This window comes from Acinetobacter sp. NIPH 817, from assembly GCF_000368405.1.
Taxonomy (GTDB): domain Bacteria; phylum Pseudomonadota; class Gammaproteobacteria; order Pseudomonadales; family Moraxellaceae; genus Acinetobacter.
On the sequence record NZ_KB849420.1, the window covers coordinates 202,733 to 216,643 of the forward strand.

The window sequence follows — 13,911 nt, forward strand, 5'->3', positions numbered from 1 at the left end:
ATGAAGAAAATATTTATATCTATTGTATTTGGAACTCGTCCTGAATTAATCAAACTTGCCCCTGTTATTTTATTGGCAAAGCTAGATCCTCGTTTTCAAGTTGAGGTAATTTTTACTGGACAACACGATGAATTGGTAAGAGATGCAATAGATTTCTTTGGGGTTGAAATTGACCACCGTCTTAAAATTATGAATGCTGGACAAAGTTTAAATCAGCTACTAATACACGGTTTGAGCCAAATCGAGAATGTATACACGGATGGGCAAAAAAGAGATGCAATTGTTATTCAGGGAGATACAACAACTGTTTTAGCAGCTGGTTTAGTCGCGTTTTCAATGAAAGTTCCTGTTGCACATGTCGAAGCTGGTTTACGTTCTTATGATTTGGATCATCCTTTTCCAGAAGAGGGAAATCGTCAGTTAGTGTCACGTATTACCAAATGGCATTTTGCCCCAACAGAACAATCAAAAAGAAATTTACTCAATGAACAAATTCCACTAGAACTCATTACGGTTACAGGTAATACCGTTGTTGATGCGGTGTATTTAGGACGTAAATTAATTTCTGAAAAATCTGATTTGAAGAACCAGCTTGAACCTTATGGAATTCAATTAAAGCAAGATGATAAAGTTGTGCTTATTACTGCGCATCGTCGTGAAAACTTTGGTGGTGGAATTCAAAATATTTGCAATGCGGTTGAGCATTTAGCCAAAGACCATCCTGATTTACATTTTATTTGGCCAGTCCATTTAAACCCAGCCGTACATGATGTGGTTCATGATAAGTTTAAAAATCATTCGCAGATCCATCTTGTTAAACCATTAGACTATCCTAGTTTATTGGCAGTCATAGACCGATCTACTTTTATTTTGACGGACTCAGGTGGCTTACAAGAAGAGAGTCCATCATTTAATAAGCCAGTTTTAATCTTACGAGATACTACAGAGCGGCCTGAAGTTGTTGAAGTTGGGGCAGGTGTTTTAGTGGGTACAAACCAACAAAAAATTATTGAAGAAGCTGAAAAGCTACTTACTGACCAACAGCACTATGAAAAAATGGCGCACGTAGAAAACCCATTTGGTGACGGGCAAGCCGCTCAACGTATTCTTGATCAAATTGCTAAATCTTATGAATTGGCATAATTATGAGTTAAGAATTTCTTCTCACTTATGGTTTTATTAACACCACCATAAGTGAGGCGATACCACAAGCTCACAATATTGACGCACCAGCGGTTCATGTAATGAGGACCATCAAAAATATAGACAGTTTTTCCTTCATATGCTTTTAGCTGAGAAATAATTTCCCAAGGGTATGCAGCTCTAAATTGCCCATTTTTTTTAACTCTAAAGGCTTCTAGTACTATAATTACTTTATCTTTTCCAAGCTTTTGTTCAAGTTGATCTAAAATATGTTTGGCTTGCTGAGGAGACCGTACACCTACGCCAACGCCGTCTTGGAAGAAAACGCCGTTATTTTCTGGTAACCAGCTTTTAACCCATAAATCATAATGTTCGGGTTCGCGTTCACCACTATAAATACTGACCCAAACTGGTACTGGAAGTTTACTTAAAACCTGACCTAAAGCACTTACTCTTAACCAAGTCGGATCTGCTTCTACCGGAAAATAATAACCTTTAGGTGCAGTTTTTTGCTCTTTTATAATTTGGGCAGATTTTTTCCCTAACTCAGTAACATTTGCCCGAGCTTTAGGTTCATTATATTCGCCGGCTAAACCCAATATTAGATTTTTAGCCCAAGGCTCTTGTTTAATTTTTTCTAAATTAATTGCTTTTTCCCATTGAGGAAAATTTGATTCTTTCCACCATGATTTAGACTCAACAACAGACCATTGGGGAACAAATGTGTCAACACCCAAATAGTGCCAGTTTCCCTCTGGTGGAGTAGTGTTATTGTCGGGCTGCCAGAAAATTCCTTCAATATGCGGGGCTTGTCCTTGATGTTTAAACAACCCCGCATAAGCTATAACACTACAAATAATTAAAATAATAAAAGCAGCTATTTTAATTGGTATCTGTTTTTTCATTATTTCGTCTTAACCAGTACCACAAGAAGATAATTATTATCATGATTGCAGAGATAATCACAACTAATAAGAAGAAAGAAGATTGTTGAACTAAAGGCGCTTTTTGATTTCCGACAATAAGTTTTTGTAAAACATAAATATTTCCATTTTCTGAAACTAACATTTTTGTCACGTTATTTGGAATTTTATGTTGGATTTTTTCCCAAAGATGCATAAAGCTTTGTGCACCACCTTCTGAGTCGGTAATCACGTCAAAGCGATTATTGTTATAACTCACAATAAAACCATTAACAGCAGCAGGCGCATAAATAATATCTTGATGCATTAATACCTGTTGCTGATAAATATCTTTATTCACACGAACATTTACTGATTGTGGTGCACTTGGTGAATACCGGACTAGGTTAAGTGGCATTGGTCCTTGTGTTAAAAGCATTTTTTTCGCAGTTTGGCCTAATACAATCGCGATATTTAGAGCACCCGATTGATCATCAATTGCAATGGTTGGGGTTGTTGCTAAAGTCATTGAAATTGCAGCTACGCCATTTTTGAGTTTATGTGGCAGTTTGAGGGTAGATTTGGCTGTATCAATCCAGAGTGAGCCATGGGCATTGGGTAAACACTGAGAGTTAGCAATCACCGAGTTTTCAAGCTTTAAATTAAAATTGGTAGTATTCGAAATAGCTTTTGCAAAAATGTTGAATTGTCGGTTTACGGGATCGGAAGCAAGGTCAGCTGTTTTCATGCTGCCTGCAAGTCCGCCATCAATCCAAGCCGTAATATTTGAACCTTGCAATAAACCACTTTGAATGCGAAGTGCAATTTGTCCTTGCAAGATATCGGTTGGTTGCCATACTGCTGGGAAATCAAGGAATAAGTTCTTTTCAGCGTGGTTTAATCTGAAGTCTTCAATGCCTAAATCGGCAAGTGTATTAATTTTTTTAAATTGTGCCCAAGCGGGATTGGAGATCGTTGTGGGAAAAATTGCACTCCCCGTATCAAGCTGCTGTACATAAGAGGGATTAATTAAGCCATTTACAGCAGCAGAGAGTTCTTGTGGGGTATGATAAGTAATTGAAAGAGTGGCTACTCCATCTGCTGGTTTTGCAATTTGTACTAAAGCACCTCCTTTGAGGGGCGTAGCTGAGTGAATCACTTCAATAATAAAATTTGTTTCATCATTTAAATTAGTTTGTCCTGAATCAACCCATTCTATCGGCGTGATTGAATTCCATGAACTTGCTAATCTAGCGAGCATAGAAGCTTCTATAATTTCTTTGCGATTATATTTTAAGATGCCAACAAAGGGGGTAGGTCGTCTTGTTTGTGGGTTAAATAATGCATCAGGTAAGTAGTTAAGCTGATAATTATTTCTGATTGAAGTAAAGTCGATTTGAGAATTACTGAAGTAAGTTAAATGATCAATATCTTCTGAACAGAAGGTTTCTTTTGTTTGATTAAGATTGGTAGGCTTAGAATATTGCTGAATAATAAAATCTAAACGGTGGAAGCCACTTTGACTTGGAGGAATATCAAATTTGAATTGACCGTCCCCATTCAGGGTAGTGTTATAAATGAGTTTGTCATCATATTTAACTAATAAGGTTGTATCACTTTCAGTGGAATAATCACTTGAAAATTGAATGTTTTGCCACTGGGCACCTTTTCCAATATAGAAAAAATGTGGCTCGACTGTATATTTGGTTGAGGTACTAATATCGTCGAGTTTCCATGTATACGCATGAGCAGAAATGGCGAGCATAAGACTGGTGCTGGCAAGGAGCACTTGAGCTGTTTTATAAAGATCAAAAGTCTTTTTCATTTATTTTTTCTCCTTGCTACGTTCCGTTTTGTACCATTGAAGGGAATTACCCTGTATTTTATTTTTAAGCATGTCATATGCAGCTTTAAATACAATAAATAGAAATATTTGTGAGTAACTTACGTAAGATAAAACTGAATAAAAGTAGAGTTCCGGTTTAACTTTTTCGAGGGAAAGGGTAAACCACATTTGTGCAACATATAGGCAAAATGAGAGTCCCCACAACGTCGTAAATGGACCTGGAACTGAAATGCCTGCAATACCTAGTAACCCAAGCGTCAAGGTAATATGACTCCAGAATAAAGCGGGTACGAAAAGTATGTAGCACATAATATTGTTAAGAATTTCAATTCCAATAGGAAATGGGGTTCTTAACGCTACTGGTAAATATTTACGAGTCACATAAAAATTACCTTGAGTCCAACGTGAGCGCTGTTTAACAAACACACTTAAAGATGGTGGGTCTTGTTGCCAACCAATTGCATAGGGAACCCATTTAATTCGTTTTTGACCGATAAAAATCCGGAAGCTCATTTCAGTGTCATCGACCAATGACTTTTCATCAAAACCACCCAAGGTTTCTAAAGCATCACGCCAAATGACATAGTTGGTACCCATTAATGTTGATAGCTCAAAACGTTGCCAACGTCCGCCTTGGAAAATCCATTGGAAAAAAATAAATTCGATCGCGATAAATCGGGTCAAAATACTGTCTTGCCAATTACGGGTTCTGACTTTGCCATTTACAGCCACTAATTTTTTATCAGCAATTAGCGTTTGAGCTAAGAGACGGACACAATCAGGCTCAGGCGTACTGTCCGCATCATAGACAACAATCAGTTCACCTTTGGCATGGGGAAGACCATTATTAAGCGTTCTAGATTTGCCTTTGCCCCCCATACCTTTAGGAACATTAACGATTTTTATGCATGGATAAATTTGTGCTAAATTTTCGGCGATTTCGAGTGTGTTATCTTTAGAACCGTCATTTATGAGTAATACTTCGTAAGATTCCGCCGGATAGTCCTGTTGGGCGATTGCATGCAAAGTATCCTCAATTACCACGCCTTCATTATAGGCAGGAATTAATACACTCAATACAGGCCATCTTTCTGGAATAGGGAGGTTCTGTAATTCTTTTTCCGCCGTTTTTGAATATTTCCAAGCTTGATAACTTAGCCATGCCCAAAATGCTTGAGGAATCCAGATACCCAAAAAACCAAATAAGAAGAGAATATCAATGGGAGCCATTTGATTTAACCCTCCTGATAATAGAAGAGATAAGTAATAGTAATAAAATCAATCCAATGACTAAGGAAATCCATGAAATATAGCTACCAAATGTACCAAGAAGATCTGGGTAGGTGCTTGTTAAAATAAGATCTAGAGGAACGACCACTGTGCTTAAGCCAATAAAAATGTAGCCGATAAAACTGGTTTTTACATGTTCAGGCGTACTCACGTAATTAATATTATTGAATTTCCAAGATATTCCGAGTTGGGGATATCGAATATTTGTGGTCGGTAGATCAGCAGGAGGATTAATAATAATTTCATAACCAGAAACATGACCATTAAAATTTTTGGCTGAATAAAATAAGTGCTGCTTTTGTTTAATCTCTCTAGAGGGGAGCGGAAGTTCCTTTGGATTAAACTTAACAATATAGCTGCCAGCGGTCTGGGAAATTAAATTTTCATCCCAACCTGTTGAAACAAAAGCAGCCATAGGCCGCAAGCCAATTGCAGTTGAAAATGTAGCTTTGGCCGCAAAATATTGAGGTTGTTCAGATTTAAAAAGTACAATCGGAATAGCACCTTGGCTCACTGCCTCTTTTAATAAGAAGTAGTGAGAAAAGCTAAAAACCTCATCTGGTAATATGATGCCTGGCTTTATTCCTTTATGAATAAGCCCTTGAAAGCTATCGGAACTGATTTGATCAATTGTAAAAATAGGCCACCATGTGTCCTGTGATGGGAAAAACATGGAAAGATCATCCATACTCTGAACTTCAGTTTTTGTTTGTTCAGATTTAATCTCGCAATGATAATATTGACGATAGAACTGTTGCAAAGTGCCATCTGGATATTGACTAGAGGCTATAATAATTCCACAAATATTAAGAAGATTAGACATTAAGTAACCTCCTCTTCAGGTGGAATCTGGATAACTTTATATTCGACTTCAAGCCGCAAAGTCATAATTTCTTTTAACTTTTTAATAAATTCAGGTTCTTCTTCTGTTTTTTGTTTACGAATAACAATACTGTATATCGTTTCTAGATCATCATCAGCGAACTGGAAAACAATTTCTTGCGGATGATGCTGGCTCAAAATTTTAATCATTTCATTTTGAGTGGTTTTCCATACATCATCACCTAACATTTCTTTAATTAAGCTTCGGTTGAGAATCCTGATTTCAAAGACTTCATAATCTTGTATGTGGTGGTGATCAAGAAGTTTAAAGAAACTACGCTGAAAATACTTAAGTGCGCTAAGCGGGAAAATATCACGGCGATAATTTCGATCATAACTTTGTATATCACGATATTTTTGGACGTTAATTTCAATATTGTGGCGTACAGCACTCAGAAAAAGAGGAATGAGAGGGATAATAAAAAGTAAAAGGAGTTGACGTTCAATATGTGTTTGCGCGCCTAGATCAAGCAGAAAATATACTGCAACACCTACGAAAGCGATTAAACCTACAATTAAAGATGCACCGACTTCTAAAAAAGCACCAGAAATTAAAAGAATAAGAATAAAAATCCAGCTTCCTCTAAAGCTTACAGGCAGCCACTCATATGCCACCATCCCCATAAATAGATGAGCTGCGATAATCCATAAGACGAGTGTTCTTCCTGGGTTCTTTTGTTGCATGCGAGCTCTGGCTACCTTTTTTGTAATGTTAATTTTTATACTTTTATAATGAACTGTGATGATTTTTAAATTTAATTTATTGTTGTGTTTGTCCTTTTATAAATCCCTTTAGTATTATTTTTAGAGTAAAGTCACAATATAGTCAAATTTCTCGTATTTTTTTAATAAAAAATAAACAGATAAGACGTAATTCTTATCTAAATGCTCTTGAAAGTTTCAATTGCTTTCATACGAGTTTCTTTCAAATCAACAATTGGCTTTGGATAACTCAACTGAAGCGGAGTTTTACTTGAGTAGGGTTCATGAATCACTTTATTGTCTAGATGGGCTAACTCATCCACCCATTGACGAATATAGTCTCCGTTTGGATCAAATTTCTTAGATTGAGCAATAGGATTAAAAATTCGGAAATAGGGTACAGCATCAGTTCCAGTTGATGCACACCATTGCCAACCACCATTATTTGCTGCTAAATCACCATCGATTAAGTGTTCCATAAACCATTGTTCACCTATTCGCCAATCGATGAGTAGGTTTTTACATAAAAACATAGCGGTAATCATGCGGACCCGATTATGCATCCATCCTGTTTTTTGGAGCTGACGCATGCCTGCATCAATAATCGGTATACCTGTTTGGCCGGTTTGCCATGCGGTTAGGTGCTCTGGATTATGATTCCACTTAATTTTCTGAGTATCTTTTTTAAACGGAATGTGTTTAGAAACATGTGGAAAATCAAATAAAATATGCTGATAAAATTCTCTCCAAAGCAGTTCATCTAACCAAGTCTGCTGACCTTCGTTTGTCAGATGGAAGTTGCCATGTTCAGCCCTGAAAAGAGCTTGCAGGCACTGGCGGATAGATAAAATTCCAAGGTTTAAATAGGGGGAAAGTTGGCTAGTTCCTTTTATATTTGGAAAGTCACGTTCTAATTTATAATTAGATAAATGATCTTCAATAAATACGTCGAGCTGCTCCAGAGCAAAATCTTCTCCAGTCGGCCACAAGTTTTGTTGGTCTTTAGAAATAGATGAGTCAAAAAATTTTTCTACATCTTCGAGACTTAAAATTTTTATATTTGAATCGGGCTCTGGTTTTGCTTTTTGCTTTTCAGGAATTGGATAGCACTGAGGCAAACCGCTGATATCTAGTTTTGAATAACATGCTTTTTTGAATGCGCCGAAAACTTGATATGGTTGCTGTGACTGGTTGCGAATAGAACGTAAAGGAAAAATCGTACGGTCATGGAACAAAAAGAGTTCTTTACTATGCTGGTTTAAAGCTTGTTGTACGGTTTTATCTCTTTTCAACTCATTCACGCCTACTTCTATATTTGAGTAAACATTTTCGATATGAAGTTGTTGTGTGAGTTCGCAAATATAATCTGCAATATCTTTCCAGTAGGGAATGACTTGAATGATAAGTGGAATATTAAGCTGTTCTAATTCTTTTTTAAGTTGTTGAAGCTGACGTAAATAGAAATTAATTTTTATAGGTGCATCGTGATGTATTTGCCATTGTTTAGGCGACAAAATAACTAACCCAATCGAAGGTCCTTGCTGGCAAGCATGCCATAAAGCAGCATGATCTCGAACTCTCAAATCCTGACGAAACCAAATCAGCTGATTTACGTTTGACATGAAAGATACCCTTATAAAGTTGAGTGAGTTAGAGGTTTATTATCAAGATATTATATAAAAATAAATACATAAAAAAAGCAAAGCCGAAGCTTTGCTCTTATCTTCATCTAAAGATGAATTAGTGGTGGTGACCACCTGCACCGTGTACGTGACCGTGATCTAATTCTTCTTCAGAAGCTTCACGGATTTCTACGATTTCAACTTCAAAAGTTAAATCTTGACCAGCAAGTGGGAAGTTAGCATCTACAACAACGTTGTCGCCTTCAACAGCTTTAACAGTTACGATCTGAACGCCGTCATCTGTTTGAGCTTGGAATTGCATACCAGGTTGAATGTTTTCAACACCTTGGAACATTTGAGCTGGAACTTCTTGTACTAGGTCTGGGTTGTATTCGCCATAACCTTCAGCTGCTGGTACATTAACAGTAAATTTGTCACCAACAATTTTACCTTCTAATGCATTTTCAAGACCAGGAATGATATTGCCTGCACCGTGCAAATAGGCAAGTGGTTCGCCTTGAGATTGATCAAGTGTTTCACCCTCAGCGTTTGTTAATTTGTAGTGGAATGAAACCACGTGGTTATTTGCAATAGCAGTCATGTTTTTGATCCATTCAATCAATTAAAGCGTACATCATAAAGTGAAAAATAAATTTTGTAGACTACAAAATCTTAATCTTTGGCACTTTTTCTAATGCGTTTTTATATAAATAGGGACGAACTTAAAAAATTCAACTTAATACAGCTTAATTTTTGGACGTACACGTCTTGTAAGTAAATCTTTCATTGTGAGTAGTCCAGCTTGAGTGTATCCATGAATCGTTGCTTGATGTAAACGATACAAAGATACGTACATGGTTTTTGCAATATAACCTTGCACACTTACATCGCCAAGTAATTCTCCAACGGCTTTATTACGACTTAAAGACACGAGGGAACCTTTGTCGTTAAACGTGAACATAGGTTGTGAACGATTGTTTAAGCGGGCAGCGATAGCATCGACTAAAAAGCTTGCTTGTTGGCTCGCAACTTGAGCACGCGGAGCAAGTGGAGGATGTCTTGCATCAAGCTGGCAATGAGCACAATCACCAAACGCAAATACATTTGGATCAGAATAGGTTTGCAACGTTGCATAGACCATTAAACGGTTAATGTTATCGCGTTTAAAGTCTGTAAAACTTTCTAATACCTTAGGTGCTTTTACGCCTGCTGCCCAAACGGTAATATCACTTTTGAGTTGGTTGCCATTACTAAAGTAGATGCAATGCTTATCAATTTTTTCAACGCGGTGTTGAGTCAAAATTTCAACGCCCATTTTTCTGAGTTGCTCTGCACTGTGTTCAGCAGTTTTATCTGTCAGAGCAGGTAAAATGCGTTCAGAGGCTTCAATGAGTGTAATTTTGACTTGGTTGGGGTGAATTTTCTTTAAACCATATCGATAAAAATTTTTGGTTGTTTCAATTAACTCAGCTGCAAGTTCTACACCTGTTGCCCCCGCACCGACGATTCCAATATTTAAAGTTCGCTGATTGGGTTGATTTTGAGCTTCAATATAAAGATGTAATAAATCTTGCTGGAAAACATCGGCTTGCTTTCTGCTGTCGAGGAAATGACAGTTTTCACGCACACCCATGGTATTAAAGTCATTAGATACTGAACCAAGCGCTAAAATAAGGGTGTCATAACTGAGCTCTTGCGGATGATTCTGTTGATCCTTAGATACTTGAGGGGGCATTAGTTCAATTAATTTTTTATCTTTATTGACTCCAATTAATGTTCCTAGCACAAATTCATAATGATGTTTTTCTGAGTGTGCGAAATAGTTAGTTTGTTCTTCGTGTGGATTTAAAGATCCAGCAGCAATTTCGTGAAGCAGGGGTTTCCAAATATGAGTGAGGTTTTGGTCAACCAATGTAATCTTTGCTTTATGGTTTTTCCCAAAAGTTTCACCGAGTTGTGTTGCTAGTTCTAAGCCACCAGCACCACCACCAACAATTACAATATGATGTAAATTTTGGGCCATTTTTTTCACCTAATTATTTTTCTATAAAAAAAGATGGCTAAATTATGCCATCTTTTATTTATAAAATTTATTGTGCGTCTGTGCACAATTTGATGTTTTTAGTGCGAATCTACAGGGTAGAGTTTTGCAGCACTATGTTCACTTGATGAAAAAATAGAGAAAAGGCTAGAAAACCACATTGCGATTTTTTGGAAAATATTGGCTTCTTCAATATGTACATTATCTTCGATTTGAAGACTGCGGATCAGTTGATTATTTTGATAAATCGATACTGTTGCCAAACTCATGACTTTCATTAACGGTGCAGTTAATTGTTTTTCATTGAGTTCAATGTTTACACGTGTTTGAGTCGTTTCGAGCGGAGCAATAACCTTTGGCTGAAGGTTGCTATCAATTACTTGAACGCGCTGAGTAATATTATCAAAATTATTTAAGTCAATTGGTGCTGGGTCAGCATATAAAGAAGTCGTTACAATCGTAGGTTGCTTTGTTGCTACCTTGAACATTTTTAAAGTCGACTTTACAACAGGTAGCTCGGCGATTAATTTTTGCTCAGGAATAATGACTTCATCACGTGTATAGGTATAAGCAAGATTCATTAGTTTATCTGCAATCTCAGCACGTTTTACCGCACTCGGTGTACCTAAAACAATAACCAGTAAACGTCTTTGAGCTAAGTCTGATGAAAATGAAGGACGTGAAGCAGTTAATGCCAAATTATAACCCGCTGCTTTAGTGTAGCCAGTTTTTAGACCATCAACAGATGGGTCATATTTCAAAGCAAGGTTAGTCGCATGGTGAAAACGTTGATTGTAGCTAAAGCTTGGCATTTTTGAATAATGCAAATATTCAGGCGTTTCTTTAATTACGGCCTGACCTAATAAGCTTAAATCATGTGCCGTAGTGTAATGATCAGGCATTGTAATTCCAGGAGGGTTACTAAAATGGGTATCTTTCATACCCAAAGCCTGAGCTTCCTGATTCATACGTTGTACGAAATGGGGAACATCACCAGAAATTTTTTCAGCTAAGGTCACGGCTGCATCATTCGCAGACATAACAATTAGACCTGCCAATAACTGATCAACAGAAATTTGTTCACCAGCTTTAAGATACATTTGTGATTCATCCCACTGCACGACACCAACCACTGGTGTTGCAGTAATGATTTCTTCTTTTTTCAGCTTTCCGGCTTTAATCTCTTTTAAAGCAATATAGGCAACCATCATTTTGGTTAAAGATGCTGGCGCGCGTTGCACGTGGCTATTATGCTCGGCAATGATTTGACCCGATTGAGTATCTACAATAGTCCATGCGGCGGCTTCAACACTTTCAGGTGCAATATTGAGTAGCGCAGCATTGGTTAGGGTGGTGCAGAAAAGACTGAAGAGGGTAAAAAGAGATAGAAAAAATTTCACGGATGACCTTAACTTTTACTGGCAAATACGGGACACAGATGCACAGCATGCTATGCCTTTTTTTAATGGAAGGCTAGTGGAAATTGTTGCCAAAAAATACATGTACGCAAGACGATACAAAAAAGTGATAATCTAATGCGAAGCCGTTCTTATTTTTAAATTGAAGAATTTATGTTGCATTATCAAATTGAGTTCGATGATTACAAACAACACCTTGTTCACGTGACAATTCGTTTTTTAGCCAATCCGAATCAGGAACTTTGGCTGCCAACGTGGATTCCGGGTAGTTATCTAATTCGAGAGTTCTCAAAACATATTGAAGCCGTTAAAGCTTATGATGAAGCTGGACGTCTGCTGGATATTAAAAAAACGAGCAAGAATCGTTGGCGTTTATTTAATACCGATCATGAGTTAATGACGATTGAATATGATGTATATGCATATGATTTGTCGGTACGTGGTGCATATGTCGATCAGACCCGCTTATATATTAATCCAGCATGCGTATGTTTAGTTTTAGAAGGCCAAGAACAGTCTGCTTGTGAAGTCGAAGTTTTCTTGCCAGATGAATTAAAACATTTTCAGCTAGCAACAGGTTTGGCTTCAAAAAGTCTAGTCAAAGGTCGCTTTACTTTAAAAGCCGATCATTATGATCAATTGATTGACAGCCCGTTTGAATTGGCTGATCAAACACGTTTTAGTTTTGAAACACATGATATTGAACATGAGTTTGTAATTTCTGGCCCACATAATGCCAATGTTGATCGCTTAAAAGCTGACATTGAAAAGATTTGTGCAGCCGAAATAAATATGTTCGGTTCAGCGCCATTTAAAAACTATACTTTTATGACGATGGCAACAGGGAATAGTTATGGTGGATTAGAACATTGTAATAGCACAAGTCTGATTACACCGCGTGACGATTTGCCAAAATCAAATGAACCAGCTGAACCTTCTAAAGATTATCAACGCTTTTTAGGCTTATGTAGTCACGAATATTTTCATTCATGGTTAGTAAAGTTCATTCGCCCAGAAAACTTTGCAAATTATAATTTGCATCAAGAAGGCTACACCTCTTTACTTTGGATATTTGAAGGCTTTACTTCATATTATGACGACCTGATTTTACTGCGTAGTGGCGTAATTTCTCAGAAGTCTTATCTTGATTTACTCAAAGCACAAATTGATCGCTATTTACAAAACCCAGGCCGTTTTGTTCAAACAGTGGCTGAATCAAGTTTTGATGCTTGGATTAAATTTTATCGTCAAGATGAAAACTCAAATAACGCGGGTACGAGTTACTACAATAAGGGGGCTTTAGTTGCGTTGTGCCTTGATTTAGGTTTACGTCTACGTGGTTCTAGTCTGGATGCTTTAATGCGTCGATTATATGAAAATACTCAAAATGGTATGCAAGTAAACGAAAGAACCATTTTTGATTTATGTAAAGAACTGACGGGTGATAATTGGATTGAACAAATTAATCATCTGATTAACACGACTGATGAATTACCGCTTGATCAATTGTTTCCAGAGTTTGGCTTAAGCTATAGAGTTAAAACCGACAAATCTTTGCCATTAGGCTTAAAACTTGTCGATAAGCCAGAAGGTGTGCTTGTGCAAAGTGCCCGCCGTGATAGTGCAGCAGCGAAAGCAGGTATTTCTGCCAATGATGTGATTATTGCAATTGATGGTTTAAAAGCATCCACTAAGCTTGTCGAGAAGTATGCAAAGCAGGGGGGAACTTATACTGTCTTTGCTTTCCGTCGTGATGAGTTAATCTCTTTTGAAGTCGATTGCGCTACATCTGATTTAACCGAAGTTGAGCTCATCGTTGAAGATCAAGCTAAAACTGAAAAATGGTTAAAAGCTTAGATTAAAGCTAAATAGTTTATAAAAAACCGATGTTTTGCGCATCGGTTTTTACTTTTAAGTACTTCCAGATGGCGAAATCCGTTTTGCCTTTGAGTTTATTTTGAATGAAAAGTATAATAATTGTCAGAACACTGAAAGATATCTCATGTAATTTAATGATGTTTAATGCCTGAAAAGTGATCTGAATGTGCGTATTACAATGACTTAG

11 protein-coding genes are annotated in these 13,911 nt (G+C 37.1%); 2 read left to right on the forward strand and 9 right to left on the reverse strand.

Features of this window, described 5'->3' with window-relative positions; translation table 11 throughout:
• Positions 1-1,143 carry a non-hydrolyzing UDP-N-acetylglucosamine 2-epimerase gene (gene wecB / locus F968_RS04580; RefSeq protein ID WP_004790771.1) on the forward strand — a complete coding sequence of 381 codons (1,143 nt, stop codon included), beginning with the start codon at positions 1-3 and terminating at the stop codon, positions 1,141-1,143.
• Here the strand turns inward: wecB and F968_RS04585 are convergent.
• From F968_RS04585 to F968_RS04625, 9 genes are all read right to left on the reverse strand, one after another.
• Positions 1,128-2,048 carry an alpha-amylase family protein gene (locus F968_RS04585; protein WP_004790772.1) on the reverse strand — a complete coding sequence of 307 codons (921 nt, stop codon included), beginning with the start codon at positions 2,046-2,048 and terminating at the stop codon, positions 1,128-1,130. The genes wecB and F968_RS04585 overlap by 16 nt on opposite strands.
• Positions 2,026-3,870: a hypothetical protein gene (locus F968_RS04590; RefSeq protein WP_004790773.1), complete on the reverse strand. Its 1,845-nt coding sequence runs from the start codon at positions 3,868-3,870 to the stop codon at positions 2,026-2,028. Before F968_RS04590 ends, F968_RS04585 begins: the two co-directional genes overlap by 23 nt.
• Positions 3,871-5,121, reverse strand: a complete 1,251-nt coding sequence (locus tag F968_RS04595; protein WP_004790774.1) for a glycosyltransferase family 2 protein — start codon at positions 5,119-5,121, stop codon at positions 3,871-3,873.
• Entirely contained in the window at positions 5,108-6,004 is an 897-nt protein-coding gene (locus tag F968_RS04600; protein ID WP_004790775.1) for a hypothetical protein, read from the reverse strand. Before F968_RS04600 ends, F968_RS04595 begins: the two co-directional genes overlap by 14 nt.
• Positions 6,004-6,747 (reverse strand): hypothetical protein, encoded by a 744-nt coding sequence (locus F968_RS04605; RefSeq protein WP_004790776.1) that lies wholly within the window; start codon positions 6,745-6,747, stop codon positions 6,004-6,006. Before F968_RS04605 ends, F968_RS04600 begins: the two co-directional genes overlap by 1 nt.
• Positions 6,748-6,944: 197 nt before the next feature.
• On the reverse strand, positions 6,945-8,387 hold the full coding sequence (locus tag F968_RS04610) for a cryptochrome/photolyase family protein (RefSeq protein ID WP_004790779.1): 1,443 nt from the start codon (positions 8,385-8,387) through the stop codon (positions 6,945-6,947).
• Positions 8,388-8,505: 118 nt separating this feature from the next.
• Positions 8,506-8,988 (reverse strand): peptidylprolyl isomerase, encoded by a 483-nt coding sequence (slyD, locus tag F968_RS04615; RefSeq protein ID WP_004790780.1) that lies wholly within the window; start codon positions 8,986-8,988, stop codon positions 8,506-8,508.
• A 135-nt stretch (positions 8,989-9,123) separates the two neighbouring features.
• Positions 9,124-10,410: an NAD(P)/FAD-dependent oxidoreductase gene (locus F968_RS04620; protein ID WP_004790783.1), complete on the reverse strand. Its 1,287-nt coding sequence runs from the start codon at positions 10,408-10,410 to the stop codon at positions 9,124-9,126.
• Positions 10,411-10,508: 98 nt separating this feature from the next.
• Positions 10,509-11,828 carry a D-alanyl-D-alanine carboxypeptidase PBP6B gene (locus F968_RS04625; RefSeq protein ID WP_004790784.1) on the reverse strand — a complete coding sequence of 440 codons (1,320 nt, stop codon included), beginning with the start codon at positions 11,826-11,828 and terminating at the stop codon, positions 10,509-10,511.
• A gap of 171 nt (positions 11,829-11,999) precedes the next feature.
• Here F968_RS04625 and F968_RS04630 point away from each other — a divergent pair, with 171 nt between their 5' ends.
• Positions 12,000-13,703: a M61 family metallopeptidase gene (locus tag F968_RS04630; protein ID WP_004790787.1), complete on the forward strand. Its 1,704-nt coding sequence runs from the start codon at positions 12,000-12,002 to the stop codon at positions 13,701-13,703.
• Positions 13,704-13,911: the final 208 nt, after the last annotated feature.